The 12888-nt window shown below is 63.4% G+C and carries 24 protein-coding genes; 1 reads left to right on the top strand and 23 read right to left on the bottom strand.

The window, feature by feature from the left end; all coding sequences use genetic code 11:
• Nucleotides 1–160: 160 nt before the first annotated feature.
• From DU478_RS09775 to rpmC, 12 genes are all read right to left on the bottom strand, one after another.
• Nucleotides 161–598: a GFA family protein gene (locus DU478_RS09775; protein WP_114510782.1), complete on the bottom strand. Its 438-nt coding sequence runs from the start codon at nt 596–598 to the stop codon at nt 161–163.
• A gap of 214 nt (nt 599–812) precedes the next feature.
• The gene (rpmD, locus tag DU478_RS09770; RefSeq protein ID WP_114510781.1) at nt 813–1001 is read right to left on the bottom strand and encodes a 50S ribosomal protein L30; all 189 of its coding nucleotides are present in this window, start codon (nt 999–1001) and stop codon (nt 813–815) included.
• A gap of 13 nt (nt 1002–1014) precedes the next feature.
• On the bottom strand, nt 1015–1584 hold the full coding sequence (gene rpsE / locus DU478_RS09765) for a 30S ribosomal protein S5 (protein WP_114510780.1): 570 nt from the start codon (nt 1582–1584) through the stop codon (nt 1015–1017).
• 180 nt (nt 1585–1764) lie between these two features.
• Complete coding sequence (gene rplR / locus DU478_RS09760; RefSeq protein ID WP_114510779.1) at nt 1765–2124, bottom strand: 50S ribosomal protein L18; 360 nt, start codon at nt 2122–2124, stop codon at nt 1765–1767.
• 12 nt (nt 2125–2136) lie between these two features.
• Nucleotides 2137–2670, bottom strand: coding sequence for a 50S ribosomal protein L6 (gene rplF, locus DU478_RS09755; protein WP_114510778.1), 534 nt, complete (start codon nt 2668–2670; stop codon nt 2137–2139).
• Between the two features lie 12 nt (nt 2671–2682).
• Nucleotides 2683–3075, bottom strand: coding sequence for a 30S ribosomal protein S8 (gene rpsH / locus DU478_RS09750; RefSeq protein ID WP_114510777.1), 393 nt, complete (start codon nt 3073–3075; stop codon nt 2683–2685).
• Nucleotides 3076–3087: 12 nt separating this feature from the next.
• Complete coding sequence (rpsN, locus tag DU478_RS09745) at nt 3088–3393, bottom strand: 30S ribosomal protein S14 (protein WP_114510776.1); 306 nt, start codon at nt 3391–3393, stop codon at nt 3088–3090.
• A 13-nt stretch (nt 3394–3406) separates the two neighbouring features.
• On the bottom strand, nt 3407–3967 hold the full coding sequence (rplE, locus tag DU478_RS09740) for a 50S ribosomal protein L5 (RefSeq protein ID WP_114510775.1): 561 nt from the start codon (nt 3965–3967) through the stop codon (nt 3407–3409).
• Nucleotides 3960–4271 (bottom strand): 50S ribosomal protein L24, encoded by a 312-nt coding sequence (gene rplX, locus DU478_RS09735; RefSeq protein WP_114510774.1) that lies wholly within the window; start codon nt 4269–4271, stop codon nt 3960–3962. The genes rplE and rplX overlap by 8 nt, the downstream gene beginning before the upstream one ends.
• Nucleotides 4271–4639 (bottom strand): 50S ribosomal protein L14, encoded by a 369-nt coding sequence (gene rplN / locus DU478_RS09730; protein ID WP_114510773.1) that lies wholly within the window; start codon nt 4637–4639, stop codon nt 4271–4273. The genes rplX and rplN overlap by 1 nt, the downstream gene beginning before the upstream one ends.
• Before the next feature lie 73 nt (nt 4640–4712).
• The gene (gene rpsQ / locus DU478_RS09725; RefSeq protein WP_114510772.1) at nt 4713–4943 is read right to left on the bottom strand and encodes a 30S ribosomal protein S17; all 231 of its coding nucleotides are present in this window, start codon (nt 4941–4943) and stop codon (nt 4713–4715) included.
• A 12-nt stretch (nt 4944–4955) separates the two neighbouring features.
• Nucleotides 4956–5159 (bottom strand): 50S ribosomal protein L29, encoded by a 204-nt coding sequence (gene rpmC, locus DU478_RS09720; protein WP_114510771.1) that lies wholly within the window; start codon nt 5157–5159, stop codon nt 4956–4958.
• Between the two features lie 236 nt (nt 5160–5395).
• On the opposite strand from rpmC, the gene DU478_RS09715 reads away from it, so the two are divergent.
• On the top strand, nt 5396–6343 hold the full coding sequence (locus tag DU478_RS09715; RefSeq protein WP_114510770.1) for a hypothetical protein: 948 nt from the start codon (nt 5396–5398) through the stop codon (nt 6341–6343).
• A gap of 8 nt (nt 6344–6351) precedes the next feature.
• Here DU478_RS09715 and DU478_RS09710 read toward each other — a convergent pair whose 3' ends face one another.
• The 11 genes from DU478_RS09710 to DU478_RS09660 all read right to left on the bottom strand — a co-directional run.
• A complete protein-coding gene (locus tag DU478_RS09710; RefSeq protein WP_114510769.1) occupies nt 6352–6972 on the bottom strand; it encodes a TIGR02466 family protein in 621 nt (206 codons plus the stop codon).
• Nucleotides 6973–7253: 281 nt separating this feature from the next.
• Nucleotides 7254–7667, bottom strand: coding sequence for a 50S ribosomal protein L16 (gene rplP / locus DU478_RS09705; RefSeq protein ID WP_114510768.1), 414 nt, complete (start codon nt 7665–7667; stop codon nt 7254–7256).
• 13 nt (nt 7668–7680) lie between these two features.
• Entirely contained in the window at nt 7681–8388 is a 708-nt protein-coding gene (gene rpsC, locus DU478_RS09700; RefSeq protein ID WP_114510767.1) for a 30S ribosomal protein S3, read from the bottom strand.
• Nucleotides 8388–8768: a 50S ribosomal protein L22 gene (rplV, locus tag DU478_RS09695; protein ID WP_114510766.1), complete on the bottom strand. Its 381-nt coding sequence runs from the start codon at nt 8766–8768 to the stop codon at nt 8388–8390. Before rplV ends, rpsC begins: the two co-directional genes overlap by 1 nt.
• 3 nt (nt 8769–8771) lie before the next feature.
• Nucleotides 8772–9050 carry a 30S ribosomal protein S19 gene (rpsS, locus tag DU478_RS09690; protein WP_043773797.1) on the bottom strand — a complete coding sequence of 93 codons (279 nt, stop codon included), beginning with the start codon at nt 9048–9050 and terminating at the stop codon, nt 8772–8774.
• A gap of 3 nt (nt 9051–9053) precedes the next feature.
• Nucleotides 9054–9896, bottom strand: coding sequence for a 50S ribosomal protein L2 (gene rplB / locus DU478_RS09685; RefSeq protein WP_114510765.1), 843 nt, complete (start codon nt 9894–9896; stop codon nt 9054–9056).
• A gap of 532 nt (nt 9897–10428) precedes the next feature.
• Complete coding sequence (locus DU478_RS09680; protein WP_114510764.1) at nt 10429–10725, bottom strand: 50S ribosomal protein L23; 297 nt, start codon at nt 10723–10725, stop codon at nt 10429–10431.
• Complete coding sequence (gene rplD, locus DU478_RS09675; protein ID WP_114510763.1) at nt 10722–11339, bottom strand: 50S ribosomal protein L4; 618 nt, start codon at nt 11337–11339, stop codon at nt 10722–10724. Before rplD ends, DU478_RS09680 begins: the two co-directional genes overlap by 4 nt.
• Nucleotides 11336–12175, bottom strand: coding sequence for a 50S ribosomal protein L3 (rplC, locus tag DU478_RS09670; RefSeq protein ID WP_114510762.1), 840 nt, complete (start codon nt 12173–12175; stop codon nt 11336–11338). The genes rplD and rplC overlap by 4 nt, the downstream gene beginning before the upstream one ends.
• Before the next feature lie 15 nt (nt 12176–12190).
• Nucleotides 12191–12499 carry a 30S ribosomal protein S10 gene (rpsJ, locus tag DU478_RS09665; RefSeq protein WP_114510761.1) on the bottom strand — a complete coding sequence of 103 codons (309 nt, stop codon included), beginning with the start codon at nt 12497–12499 and terminating at the stop codon, nt 12191–12193.
• Between the two features lie 125 nt (nt 12500–12624).
• Nucleotides 12625–12888: elongation factor Tu (locus tag DU478_RS09660; RefSeq protein WP_456119792.1), on the bottom strand; the 264-nt coding region annotated here is incomplete at its 5' end.

The following is a 12888-nucleotide window of genomic DNA, read 5'->3' as shown; positions in this document are numbered from 1 at the left end:
GCGTTCATGTGAATCGGATCCCTCGGGACCACTGCGGGCGTATAGACGGCCCCAGCCCCGGGATCAAGAGGGCAGGTCGCGGCGGTCCGCGGCTTCATCTTGCCGATAAACTCCGGGGAGCGCGAGGGGCAGCGCCCCTCGCACAAAAGCTTTCGCGATCTCAGGCCGGGGCCGGCCAGGTGAAATCGGGACGCAGGCCCTCGTAGACCGGGCGTCCGTCGCTGGGCTTCTCGTAGCCTTTGCTGTCGTCGTAGAAGGCATGGTAATCGGCATTCGGAAAGGCCGCATCGTCATAGCCCATGACATTCGGTACGGCGACGCGGATGCGTTTTTCCTTGTCGTCGAGCATCAGCGGAGAGCCGCATTCCGTGCAGGTGCACAGCTCCAGCGGGCCGCCGGGATTGTCGGCGTTGAACGGCTGGCGCGCCACCAGCTCGGGATGATCGACGGTCACGTCGCCATATTTGTAGAAGGCCACGTGGGTGGTGTGCTGGCCTGTCACGTTCTTGCAGACGTTGCAGTGGCACTCGTGGTTGTCGATGGGCTCGCCCTCGGCATGGACATGCACGTGATCGCAGCCGCCCTTGTAGGTGGTCATGGTCTCTCCTCCTCCGTTGGCGCGACTCTCTGGCCGCGCTCGGGAATTGAACGCCCATTGCCGGCAAAAAGCGACACACACTTTCGGATGTCCGCCGGCGCGCGTCACTGCGACCTGCCGGGCGACACCTCCGAAACGCGAAACGCCCCCACCCTTGGGCGGAGGCGTTTGGTCCTGGTGCAATCGGATTTCTCGAGGAAACCGGCGCGCGGTGTCAGCCGCGCTCTTCGATGATCTTCACCATGTGCGGGATCTTGGCGATCATGCCGCGCACGGCGGGCGTGTCTTCCAGTTCCCGGGTCCGGTGCATCTTGTTCAGCCCGAGACCGATGAGGGTCTGGCGCTGGATGGCGGGGCGGCGGATCGGCGAGCCGATCTGCTGGACAACGATGGTTTTTGCCATGTCTTACGTCTCCTTACGCGTCAGCCGGCTCGGCTGCCGGGGTTTCGTCCTTGTTGCCAAGGATATCGGCGACCTTCTTGCCACGACGCTGCGCGACGTTGCGCGGCGACTGCTCTTTCGACAGGCCGTCCAGCGTGGCGCGGATCATGTTGTAGGGGTTCTGCGACCCGGTCGACTTGGCGACCACGTCCTGGATGCCCAGCATCTCGAACACGGCGCGCATCGGACCGCCGGCGATGATCCCGGTACCCTGCGGGGCGGTGCGCATGACCACCTTGCCGGCGCCGTGACGACCTTCGATGTCGTGGTGCAGCGTGCGGCCTTCGCGCAGCGGCACGCGCATCATGTTGCGCTTGGCCTGCTCGGTGGCCTTGCGGATGGCCTCGGGGACCTCCTTGGCCTTGCCCTTGCCAAAGCCGACGCGGCCCTTCTGGTCGCCCACGACCACGAGTGCCGCGAAGCCGAAGCGCTTGCCGCCCTTGACGGTCTTGGAAACACGGTTGATCGCGACCAGGCGATCTGCAAATTCCGGGGTCTCGTCGCGCTGGTTGCGGCGGCCCCCACGGTTGTCGTCTCTTGCCATCTGGCGTCCTTTCGGTGCGGCGCTCGCGGCGCCTGTCATAGCTCAATCCAAGTGCCCGGCGATGGGCCGGTGCCCGGATCATCGAGGCGGCGGGCCGCCTGCGCTTGGTGTCTTGGCGGGTGGGTTGCAAACCCACCCTACGGATGACGGCGGGGCGGGGTCAGACCCCGCCCAAACCGATCAGATCTTCAGGCCCGCTTCGCGCGCGGCGTCGGCCAGAGCCTTCACCTTGCCGTGAAACAGGAATCCGCCGCGGTCGAAATACGCTTCTTCCACACCGGCCTTCTTGGCACGCTCGGCAATCGCGGTGCCCACCTTGGCGGCGGCCTCCACGTTATTCTTGCCGGTCACGCCGAGGTCCTTCTCCATCGAGGAGGCCGCAGCGAGGGTCACGCCGTTCACATCGTCGATCAGCTGCACGCTGATGTTCTTGTTGCTGCGGTGCACGCTCAGGCGCACGCGCCCTGCATTGACCTTGCGCAGCTTGTTCCGGACGCGCAGACGGCGCTTCTGGAACAGATCTCGTTTACTGTTAGCCATGGCTGTGCGTCCTTACTTCTTCTTGCCTTCCTTCTGGAAGATATACTCGTCCTTGTAGCGGATGCCCTTGCCCTTGTAGGGCTCGGGCCGGCGCCAGTCACGAATATTGGCGGCGACCTGTCCGACCTGCTGCAGATCACCGCCTTCGACGGTGATCTCGGTCGGCTTGGCGGCGGTCACCGTCACTCCAGCGGGGATGTCAAAGTTCACGTCGTGGCTGTAGCCGAGGTTCAGTTTCAGGACATTGCCCTGCACCTGCGCCCGGTAACCCACGCCGCGGATCTCAAGCTCTTTCTTGAAGGTGTTCGACACGCCGTGCACCATGTTCGCGATCACCGTGCGGGACATGCCCCACTGCTGGCGCGCGCGCTTGGATTTGCCACGGGGCGTCACCTTCACTTCGTTGTCCTCGACCGTGATGGTCACGTCGTCGGTGGCGGTGAAGCTCTGGGTGCCCTTGGGCCCCTTCACTTCGACCGTCTGACCGGACTGCGTGACGCTCACGCCCGACGGCAGCGAGATCGGTTTTTTCCCAATACGAGACATTGCCGTTCCCCCTTAGAATACGGTGCAGAGCACTTCGCCGCCGACATTCTGGCTGCGCGCGCTTGCATCCGACATCACGCCCTTGGCGGTGCTGACAATCGACACGCCCAGGCCCTGACGGACCACGGGGATGTCCTTGACACCCATGTAGACGCGGCGGCCGGGGGTCGAAACCCGCTTGAGCTCGCGAATGACGGGAGTGCCATCGAAGTACTTGAGGCTGATTTCGAGGGCCGGGTGGCCGTCGATGCCGGTGGTTTTTTCGTAGCCGCGGATATAGCCTTCGTCCGCGAGAACGTCGAGCACCCAGGCACGCAGCTTGGACGCGGGTGTGATCACCGTGGATTTGCCGCGCATCTGAGCGTTGCGGATCCGGGTGAGCATATCGCCGATAGGATCGTTCATATCATGCCCTCCTTACCAGCTCGACTTGACGACGCCGGGCAACTGGCCCTTGGAGCCGAGGTCGCGCAGCATGATCCGGCTGATTTTCAGCTTGCGGTAGTAGGCGTGCGGACGCCCCGTAAGCTGGCAGCGGTTGTGAAGACGGGTTGCCGAGCTGTTGCGCGGCAGTTCGGCCAGCTTGAGGCGCGCCTTGAAACGCTCCTCGAACGGCTTGGTTTCGTCGTTCGCGAGGGATTTCAGCTCCGCGCGCTTGGCGGCATACTTGGCCACCAGGCGCTGGCGCTTCTTCTCGCGTTCGATCATGGATTTCTTAGCCATGTGTCGGATCCCCTCAGCTGGTGAACGGCATGTTGAAATGCTTCAACAGCGCTTTGGCTTCCGCGTCGGTCGCAGCGGTGGTGGTGATGTTGATGTCCATGCCCCAGACCTCGTCGACCTTGTCGAATTCGATCTCGGGGAAGACGATGTGTTCCTTCAGGCCCATGGCAAAGTTGCCACGGCCGTCGAAGGACGGCTTCACACCGCGGAAGTCACGGATGCGGGGCATCGCGACGGTGATCAGACGGTCGAGGAATTCGTACATCCGGTCGCCGCGCAGGGTCACCTTGGCGCCCAGCGGCATTTCTTCGCGGACGCGGAACCCGGCGATCGACTTCTTCGCCTTGGTCACGACGGCCTTCTGGCCGGCGATGCGGGTCAGGTCGTCCTGGGCCGACTTCGCCTTCTTGGAGTCGCGCACGGCCTCGGCACCGCAGCCGATGTTCAGGACGATCTTGTCCAGACGCGGGATCTGCATGTCGTTGGTATAGCCGAACTCTTCCTTGAGCTTGGCCTTGATCGTGTCGCGGAACTGCTGGCGCAGGCGCGGGGTGTAGGTCGCGGTATCAAGCATCGATCACATCCCCCGTGGTCTTGGCCACACGCACCTTCTTGTCGCCTTCGATCTTGAAGCCGACGCGGGTGGGTTTGCCGTTTGCATCTACGATGGCCAGGTTGCTCAGGTCGATCGGCATCGCCTTGGGGATGCGGCCGCCCTGGGAGGTCTGGCTCTGGCGGGTGTGACGGATCGCCATGTTCACGCCGTCGACGACGGCCTTGCCCGACTTGGGATCGACAGAGGTGATGGTCCCCTGCTTGCCCTTGTCCTTGCCGGCGAGAACGATGACCTTGTCACCTTTGCGGAGTTTGGCAGCCATTACAGCACCTCCGGGGCGAGCGAGATGATCTTCATGAAGTTCTTCGCGCGCAACTCGCGCACCACCGGCCCGAAGATACGGGTGCCGACCGGCTCGCCCGCGTTGTTCAGGATGACGGCGGCGTTGCGGTCGAAGCGGATGGCGGTGCCGTCGTCGCGACGGACTTCCTTGGCGGTACGCACGACGACGGCCTTGCGGACATCGCCCTTCTTCACGCGACCGCGCGGGATGGCTTCCTTCACCGAGACGACAATGATGTCGCCGACGGAGGCGTAACGACGCTTGGAACCACCCAGGACCTTGATGCACTGAACCCGGCGCGCGCCGGAGTTGTCAGCAACATCCAGATTGGTCTGCATCTGGATCATGTGGTTTCTCCTGACCTTTGGGGGGCGTTATTGCCTTGTCCCCATGGTTTCGTTCAAACCGGATGGCGGGGGCTTATTCGGCCACCACCTCCCAGCGTTTGGTTTTCGACTTGGGCGCGCATTCGATGATGCGCACGGTGTCGCCGACGCTGAACTTCTCAGCTTCGTCGTGAGCCCGGTACTTCTTGGACTTACGGATCGTCTTTTGCAGAACCGGGTGCTTGAAGCGGCGCTCGACCGACACGGTGACGGTCTGGGCGTTGGCCGTGGAGGTCACGGTGCCTTGCAGGATACGTTTGGGCATCTCGTGCGCTCCTTATTCTGCGGCCGCTTGCGCGGCTTTCTGGTTGAGCACGGTCTTCACGCGCGCCACGTCGCGGCGCACGGTCTTCATGCGTGCGGTGTTTTCCATCTGGCCGGTGGCCTGCTGAAAGCGGAGGTTGAAGGCCTCTTTCTTCAGCTGGACAAGCTGGTCGCGGAGCTGGTCCGGCGTCTTGTCGTGCAGTTCATTGGCGTTCATGTCGCCCTTCCTTATGTCAACAATCACCGGAGGGCCCCATCGTTGATGTGGGTCACCCTGATTCCCGGTGGAGGTGGATGAACGCGCCGTATAGGGGGGATCGCCCCAGTTGGCAAGTGCGTTTCCGAGAGGTTCGCCACCAGGCGCGCCGGGCTGGATCACCCGCAAGGGTTGACTCGCATCCTGCGCCCTTTCACTCTGGACCGACAGTATAATTTTATAAGGTGTTCCGGGTCATGGCGGCAATCTTTCTTGCATTGATGGGGATCGGCTTTGTCGCCGCTGCGGTCGAGATTTTTTCCGACGATGATGGTTCCGATTCCCAGAGCGAAGCAGAAACCGAAGACCCCGGCACCCCGCCGCCGGACGGCGAAGGCGACGAGGCGACAGGCGGAGAAGGCGATGATGCGCCCGAGGACGTGCTGGGCATCGCCCTGATGCTGAACGAAAGCCCTCTGATCGAGGGCACCGAAGGCGACGACACCCTGGCCTACGATCAGGACACGGACGAACCGGAACAGACATCGGAAGTCCGGTTGCTCGGCGGCGACGATCTGGCTGAGGTCGACGATGTCGGCATCCTGATCGACGGCGGTGAGGGCGACGACACGATTGCCTCAACCGGTCAGGATTCCACGTTGATCGGCGGTTCGGGGGACGACGTGATCGCGGCCTCTGCAGCTTTCGTCGATGCCGGCAGCGGGGACGACCAGATTTCCTACGACCTGACCGGTCCGGTGTTCGACGCAGTCACCGATGTTCAGGGCGGTGAAGGGACCGACTCGATCTCGATCGTGACCGAGATTGGCGATAACCCGCCAGATTGGTCATCCGTAAACCTGAACGGCGGCGCGGGTCAGGACACGTTCGACGTGACGTTGAACATGACAACGGACGACGAGCTTTACGCGCCGGAGCAGGATCCGATCATATCCCAAAGCGGCGTGGTTATCGGCGATTTCAATCCGGACGAAGATCTGCTGACCGTGCGCATCGAGCAGGATGCGGAAAGCGCCGGACGCGATCTGCTGTCGACCGAGTTGGAACAGGATTCGCGCGGGAACAACCTGCTGGTGCTGACCTTCGCCGCCACCGACACGCTGGCGGAAACGCAGACCAGCATCAGGCTGGGGTCCTTGCCCGTGACCCTGGACGATATCGTCATCCTGGCCGAGAGCGCCTGACGCCCGGTTCAGCCCCAGACGTAGTTGAAGCTCACCGAAATCCGCTCGTCCTCGGACATGTTCATCGGCACCTCGTGGCGCAGCCAGGATTCCCACAGCAGCACCTCGCCCACCTCGGGTGTCACATAGGCGAACTGGCGCATCTCGGGCCGCGCGTCCTTGCGGCGCACTGGTGCGGCCATCATCATCGGCAGTCGCGGGTCTTCGAGTTTCAGCGCCGAGGCGCCATCGGGCATCGCGACATAGGTCGTGCCGGAAATCACCGAATGCGGGTGGATGTGCGACCCGTGGGTGCCGCCCTCGGGCAGGATGTTGATCCAGATATCCTCGAGGGTCAGCTTTTTGCCGTCGAGATCGAATTGCAGGTCCTCGGCAAAGGCCACGACGTGCTTGTCCAGCAACTTGATGAGATCGGCAAAGATCGGAAAGCGCCAGCCGAGGTCGGTCAGCGAGGCATAGGACGTATAGCCGGGATAGCCGTTCTCCTCGCACCAGGCCTGACCCGCCTCGTCATCCTCGGCGATGGAATAGCAGGACGCCGCAAGCTCATCGGCATCGGGCGCACGGCCCTGCTCGGACAGATGCGCGCGGTAGAGACGGGTCACAAAGAGAGAATCGATCCGGGCCATGCCCGTCTGATAGCGCGGAACGCGCTATCAGACGAGTGCGGTATAGCGGGTTTTCACCGAAAACCTCGGGCCGCACAGGGTTGCCAGCCTGGGCACCGAATTATTGCCGCTCGCCTCCCGCCCTACAGACGCGCACTCAGAAATCCGGTGGCAGGAACGCGCAGAAAATCAAAAAGCCCCCGCGTACCTCACGCGGGGGCTCTTTATTCTCACGGTGTGCAGCCCGCAGGTTTTCCGGTGGAAATCCCGCTATACCGCACCCTGCGCGCGTAGCGCGCCGGTTACCAGTCTTCGCGGACAACCACGCGGGTCTTGATCGGCAGTTTCATCGCCGCCAGGCGCAGGGCCTCGCGGGCAATGTCTTCGCCGACGCCGTCGATCTCGAACATCACGCGACCGGGCTTGACCTTGCAGGCCCAGAAGTCGACGGAGCCCTTGCCCTTGCCCATCCGGACTTCGGTGGGCTTGGAGGTCACCGGCGTGTCCGGGAAGATCCGGATCCAGACCCGGCCCTGACGTTTCATGTGGCGGGTCATCGCGCGGCGGGCCGCCTCGATCTGACGCGCGGTCACACGCTCGGGCTGGATGGCCTTGAGGCCGTAGGTGCCGAAGTTGAGATCGCTGCCGCCCTTGGCTTCACCGCTGATGCGGCCCTTGAACTGCTTGCGAAATTTCGTGCGTTTCGGTTGAAGCATCTGTCATTCCCCCTTAGCGACGCCCGCCTGCACCGCGAGGTGCCGGGCCGTCCTGGAGTTCCTGTGCCTTGCGGTCACGCGCTTGCGGGTCGTGCTCCATGATCTCGCCTTTGAAGATCCAGACCTTGATCCCGATGATGCCGTACGCCGTTTCCGCCTCGACCGAGGCGTGATCGATGTCGGCCCGCAGGGTGTGCAGGGGCACGCGGCCCTCGCGGTACCATTCGGTCCGGGCGATCTCGGCACCGCCGAGGCGGCCCGCGACGTTGACGCGGATGCCCAGGGCGCCCATGCGCATGGCGTTCTGCACGGCACGCTTCATCGCGCGGCGGAAGGAGACACGACGCTCCAGCTGCTGTGCGATCGACTCGCCCACGAGCTGCGCGTCCAGTTCGGGCTTGCGGACCTCGACGATGTTGAGGTGCAGTTCCGACTTGGTCATCCGGGCAAGCTTCTTGCGGAGCGTTTCGATGTCCGCGCCTTTCTTGCCGATGATGACGCCCGGACGGGCGGTGTGGACCGTGACGCGGCACTTCTTGTGCGGGCGCTCGATGATGACGCGCGCGACGCCGGCCTGCTTGCACTCTTCATGGATGAAGGCTCGGATGGCCAGGTCTTCCAGCAGCAGGTTGCCGTAGTCCTTGGTGTCTGCGTACCAGCGGCTGTCCCAGGTGCGGTTGACCTGAAGACGCATGCCGATCGGATTTGTCTTGTTACCCATTAGGCTTGCTCCTCGATCTGACGCACCTTGATGGTGATCTCCGAGAACGGCTTGCGCAGAGCGCCGAACCGGCCACGGGCACGCGGACGGCCGCGCTTCATCACCAGGTTCTTGCCCACATAGGCCTCTGCGACGACGAGCTCGTCGACGTCGAGGTTGTGGTTGTTCTCGGCATTCGCGATGGCGGACTGAAGGCACTTCTTCACGTCTTCGGCGATCCGCTTCTTCGAGAAGGTGAGATCGGACAGAGCCTTTTCCACCTTCTTGCCGCGGATGAGCTGCGCCACGAGGTTCAGCTTCTGCGGCGAGGTGCGCAGCATGCGCAGTTTGGCCATCGCTTCGTTGTCCGCCACGCGGCGGGGATTCTTATCCTTGCCCATGGCTTACTTCCTCTTGGCTTTCTTGTCGGCCGCGTGACCGTAATAGGTCCGAGTCGGCGAATATTCACCGAACTTCTGGCCGATCATGTCTTCGGAGACGTTGACGGGAACGTGCTTGTGGCCGTTGTAGACGCCGAACGTCAGGCCCACGAACTGGGGCAGGATCGTCGAGCGGCGCGACCAGATCTTGATGACTTCGTTGCGACCGCTTTCGCGGGCCGCTTCGGCCTTCTTGAGCACATAGGCGTCAACGAAGGGACCTTTCCAAACAGAGCGCGTCATGGATTACCGCCCTTTCTTCTTGGCGTGCCGCGAGCGGATGATCAGCTTTTGGGACGCTTTGTTCTTGTTCCGGGTCTTGGCACCCTTGGTCGGCTTGCCCCACGGGGTCACCGGGTGACGACCACCAGAGGTCCGGCCTTCACCACCGCCGTGCGGGTGGTCGATCGGGTTCATCACGACACCGCGGACCGAGGGACGCTTGCCGTAGTGGCGCATCCGGCCGGCCTTGCCGAAGTTCTGGTTGGAGTTGTCGGGGTTCGACACGGCACCAACGGTGGCCATGCATTCCTGCCGCACGAGGCGCAGTTCGCCCGAGCTGAGGCGGATCTGGGCGTAGCCGCCGTCCCGGCCGACGAACTGGGCATAGGTGCCCGCGGCGCGCGCGATCTGGCCGCCCTTGCCGGGCTTCAGCTCGATGTTGTGGACGATGGTACCGATCGGCATGCCCGAGAACGGCATCGCGTTGCCCGGCTTGATATCGGCCTTGGCCGACGCGACGACGCGGTCGCCGATGGCGAGACGCTGCGGGGCCAGGATGTAGGACTGCTCGCCGTCGTCGTACTGGATCAGCGCGATGAAGGCGGTGCGGTTGGGGTCATATTCGATCCGCGCGACGGTCGCGCTGACATCGAACTTGGAGCGTTTGAAATCGACGATCCGGTAGAGGCGTTTCGCCCCACCACCGCGGCGGCGTGATGTGATACGTCCGGTGTTGTTCCGGCCGCCCGACTTCGTCAGACCCTCGGTGAGGGATTTGACGGGGCGTCCTTTCCACAGTTCCGAACGGTCGATCAGCACCAGCCCGCGCTGGCCCGGCGTCGTCGGCTTGTACGACTTGAGTGCCATGCTTTCTGTCTTCCGTTTGCTTACGGCCTCCTCCGCCCTGTCGGGCGACCTCGGCCTATGTCTGGCGGGGCTGTGAGATCCCGCCGTTGGTATAGGGCCCCGAAGGTCCCCGGTTCGCAGTGGCCATGCGGCCAAAAGGCAAGCCCCGGACGAATCCGGGGCTCAGCCGATGGGGTCGTTTAGGGGAGGATGGGGGGAGGGTCAAGTGGGTGTCGTCGGTGTGGCAAAGTTGCGAACGGAGCGAACCTTGCACAAGCCGCGCATCGACGGGCCGCGGTGCGGCGATGCAACGTGTGAGAGGCAGAGCTTTATGCCCGCAAATCCGAAAGAGTTCAGATCGTTGCGCTTGTGGCAGACATATCGCCGCGCCGGGGGCGGCCCGGCGATGCGCGGCGGCTTTCGGCCTTGATTCCGCGCTGGCAAGTTCCGCGAAGGGCTCAGAAAGGACATCGCCTTCTATGAAGAAAAACCCCGGCCGCTTTCGCAGCCGGGGTCGAATTTCGCGTCGGGTGGGTTTTCAACCCACGACACCTCAAAGACCGGTGGTCACGTCGATCGTGTTGCCTTCGACCAGCGTGACATAGGCCTTCTTCACGTCGCGACGACGGCCGAGCTGGCCGCGGAAGCGCTTGACCTTGCCCTTGGTGATCGTGGTGTTCACCGCCTTCACCTTCACACCAAAGAGCGTCTCGACGGCCTCCTTGATCTGCGGCTTGTTGGCGGCGATGTCGACCTCGAAGACCACCGCGCCGTTCTCGGACGCCATTGTGGTCTTCTCGGTGATCACCGGCTTGCGGATCACATCGTAATGTTCTGCTTTCGCGCTCATTTCAGACGAGCCTCCAGTGCTTCGACAGCCGCCTTGGTGAGCACCAGGGTGTCACGGCGGAGGATGTCATAGACGTTTGCGCCCATGGTCGGCAGCACGTCGAGACCGGCGATGTTGGCCGCGGCGCGGGCAAAGCCCTCGTTCACGGATGCACCGTCGATGATCAGCGTGCGCTTCCAGCCCAGATCCTTGATCTGCTTGGCCAGTGCGCCGGTCTTGCCATCGGACTCCGCGGTCTCGATGATCACCAGCTCGCCAGCCTTGGCTTTCGCAGACAGCGCGTGCTTGAGACCCAGCGCGCGGACCTTCTTGGGCAGGTCATGGGCGTGGCTGCGGGGCACGGGGCCCTTGTAGATGCCACCCGAGCGGAAGATCGGCGCCTTGCGGGAGCCGTGACGTGCGCCGCCGGTGCCCTTCTGGCGATAGATCTTCTTGGTCGAGTAGCTCACCTCGGACCGGCCCAGCGTCGAATGGGTGCCGGCCTGCGCCTTGTTGCGCTGCCAGCGGACCACGCGGTGCAGGATATCGGCGCGCGGCTCGAGGCCGAAGACCTCGTCGCCGAGATCGACCGACCCGGCCTTGCCGCCGTCCAGTTTGATCACGTCGATTTTCATTCGTCGCCTTCCTTCTTCTCGGACTGAATGTCGGCCTCGGCCTCTTTCAGTGCTTCGGCCTCTGCGGCGGCCTGCTCTTCGGCCAGACGCTTGGCTTCGGCTTCCTCGGCAGCGGCTGCTTCGGCGGCGGCCTCTTCGGCCAGGCGCTTGGCTTCGGCAGCGGCAGAGCGCAGGGCGGCCGGCAGGATGATGTTCTCGGGCGTCGGTTTCTTGACCGCATCCTTGATCGTCACCCAGCCGCCCTTGGAGCCCGGCACGGCACCCTTGATCATGATGATGCCACGCTCGGCATCGGTCTTGACCACTTGCAGGTTCTGCGTCGTGACCTTGGCGGCACCCATGTGGCCGGCCATCTTCTTGCCTTTGAAGACCTTGCCCGGATCCTGGCACTGGCCAGTGGAGCCGTGCGAGCGGTGGCTGATCGACACGCCGTGCGAGGCGCGCAGGCCGCCGAAGTTGTGCCGCTTCATGGCACCGGCGAAACCCTTACCGATCGAGGTGCCGGACACATCGACGTACTGGCCTTCGAAGTAATGGTCGGCGGTGATTTCCTCACCGACGGCGATCAGGTTTTCCTCGGCAACGCGGAACTCGGCGACCTTGCGCTTGGGTTCCACCTTGGCGACGGCGAAGTGGCCGCGCATCGCCTTCGAGACGTTCTTGGCCTTGACCGACCCGGTGCCCAGCTGAACGGCCGAATAGCCGTGCTGCTCCGAGGTGCGTTGTGCGACGACCTGCAGGTTGTCCACGTGCAGAACGGTCACAGGCACCTGCTTGCCGTCTTCCATGAACAGCCGGGTCATGCCGACTTTCTTTGCGATGATTCCAGAGCGCATGTTCCCAAGCCCCCCTTAAATCTTGATCTCGACATCCACACCAGCGGCGAGGTCGAGCTTCATCAGCGCGTCCACGGTCTGGGGGGTCGGATCGACGATGTCCAAAAGACGCTTGTGCGTCCGGATTTCGAACTGGTCGCGGGATTTCTTGTTCACGTGGGGACCACGCAGAACAGTGAATTTCTCGATCTTGTTCGGCAGCGGGATCGGCCCGCGCACGGCGGCACCGGTCCGCTTGGCGGTGTTGACGATTTCCTGCGTGCTGGCATCCAGGACGCGGTAATCGAAAGCCTTGAGCCGAATGCGAATGTTCTGGCTTTGCATAGTCTTGGCCTTTCGCGGCGTGAGAGTTGAGAGGAAGAGGCAGGACTGCCCTGCCTCCTCGTCGAACCCGTATTCTTAGGGCGCGCATCGCTGCGCACCCGGTGAGCAAGTGCCCTTGGGGCGCCTTACTCGATGATCTTGGCGACGACGCCGGAGCCGACGGTGCGGCCGCCTTCGCGGATGGCGAAGCGGAGCTTCTCTTCCATCGCGATCGGGGCGATCAGCTCGACCTCGAACTTCAGGTTGTCGCCCGGCATCACCATCTCCGTGCCCTCGGGCAGGTTCACCGTGCCGGTCACGTCCGTCGTGCGGAAGTAGAACTGCGGGCGGTAGTTGGCGAAGAACGGCGTGTGACGGCCACCCTCTTCCTTGGTGAGGATGTAGGCCTC

Source organism: Thalassococcus profundi (genome assembly GCF_003344785.1).
GTDB classification, from domain to species: domain Bacteria; phylum Pseudomonadota; class Alphaproteobacteria; order Rhodobacterales; family Rhodobacteraceae; genus Puniceibacterium; species Puniceibacterium profundi.
This window is presented reverse-complemented; position numbering and strand designations above follow the sequence as displayed.

Excerpts from the sequence above, each read along its gene's own strand:
- DU478_RS09775 (WP_114510782.1), bottom strand. The coding sequence starts at position 598 with ATGACCACCTACAAGGGCGGCTGCGATCACGTGCATGTCCATGCCGAG.
- rpmD (WP_114510781.1), bottom strand. The coding sequence starts at position 1,001 with ATGGCAAAAACCATCGTTGTCCAGCAGATCGGCTCGCCGATCCGCCGC.
- rpsE (WP_114510780.1), bottom strand. The coding sequence starts at position 1,584 with ATGGCAAGAGACGACAACCGTGGGGGCCGCCGCAACCAGCGCGACGAG.
- rplR (WP_114510779.1), bottom strand. The coding sequence starts at position 2,124 with ATGGCTAACAGTAAACGAGATCTGTTCCAGAAGCGCCGTCTGCGCGTC.
- rplF (WP_114510778.1), bottom strand. The coding sequence starts at position 2,670 with ATGTCTCGTATTGGGAAAAAACCGATCTCGCTGCCGTCGGGCGTGAGC.
- rpsH (WP_114510777.1), bottom strand. The coding sequence starts at position 3,075 with ATGAACGATCCTATCGGCGATATGCTCACCCGGATCCGCAACGCTCAG.
- rpsN (WP_114510776.1), bottom strand. The coding sequence starts at position 3,393 with ATGGCTAAGAAATCCATGATCGAACGCGAGAAGAAGCGCCAGCGCCTG.
- rplE (WP_114510775.1), bottom strand. The coding sequence starts at position 3,967 with ATGCTTGATACCGCGACCTACACCCCGCGCCTGCGCCAGCAGTTCCGC.
- rplX (WP_114510774.1), bottom strand. The coding sequence starts at position 4,271 with ATGGCTGCCAAACTCCGCAAAGGTGACAAGGTCATCGTTCTCGCCGGC.
- rplN (WP_114510773.1), bottom strand. The coding sequence starts at position 4,639 with ATGATCCAGATGCAGACCAATCTGGATGTTGCTGACAACTCCGGCGCG.
- rpsQ (WP_114510772.1), bottom strand. The coding sequence starts at position 4,943 with ATGCCCAAACGTATCCTGCAAGGCACCGTGACCTCCACGGCCAACGCC.
- rpmC (WP_114510771.1), bottom strand. The coding sequence starts at position 5,159 with ATGAACGCCAATGAACTGCACGACAAGACGCCGGACCAGCTCCGCGAC.
- DU478_RS09715 (WP_114510770.1), top strand. The coding sequence starts at position 5,396 with ATGGCGGCAATCTTTCTTGCATTGATGGGGATCGGCTTTGTCGCCGCT.
- DU478_RS09710 (WP_114510769.1), bottom strand. The coding sequence starts at position 6,972 with ATGGCCCGGATCGATTCTCTCTTTGTGACCCGTCTCTACCGCGCGCAT.
- rplP (WP_114510768.1), bottom strand. The coding sequence starts at position 7,667 with ATGCTTCAACCGAAACGCACGAAATTTCGCAAGCAGTTCAAGGGCCGC.
- rpsC (WP_114510767.1), bottom strand. The coding sequence starts at position 8,388 with ATGGGTAACAAGACAAATCCGATCGGCATGCGTCTTCAGGTCAACCGC.
- rplV (WP_114510766.1), bottom strand. The coding sequence starts at position 8,768 with ATGGGCAAGGATAAGAATCCCCGCCGCGTGGCGGACAACGAAGCGATG.
- rpsS (WP_043773797.1), bottom strand. The coding sequence starts at position 9,050 with ATGACGCGCTCTGTTTGGAAAGGTCCCTTCGTTGACGCCTATGTGCTC.
- rplB (WP_114510765.1), bottom strand. The coding sequence starts at position 9,896 with ATGGCACTCAAGTCGTACAAGCCGACGACGCCGGGCCAGCGCGGGCTG.
- DU478_RS09680 (WP_114510764.1), bottom strand. The coding sequence starts at position 10,725 with ATGAGCGCGAAAGCAGAACATTACGATGTGATCCGCAAGCCGGTGATC.
- rplD (WP_114510763.1), bottom strand. The coding sequence starts at position 11,339 with ATGAAAATCGACGTGATCAAACTGGACGGCGGCAAGGCCGGGTCGGTC.
- rplC (WP_114510762.1), bottom strand. The coding sequence starts at position 12,175 with ATGCGCTCTGGAATCATCGCAAAGAAAGTCGGCATGACCCGGCTGTTC.
- rpsJ (WP_114510761.1), bottom strand. The coding sequence starts at position 12,499 with ATGCAAAGCCAGAACATTCGCATTCGGCTCAAGGCTTTCGATTACCGC.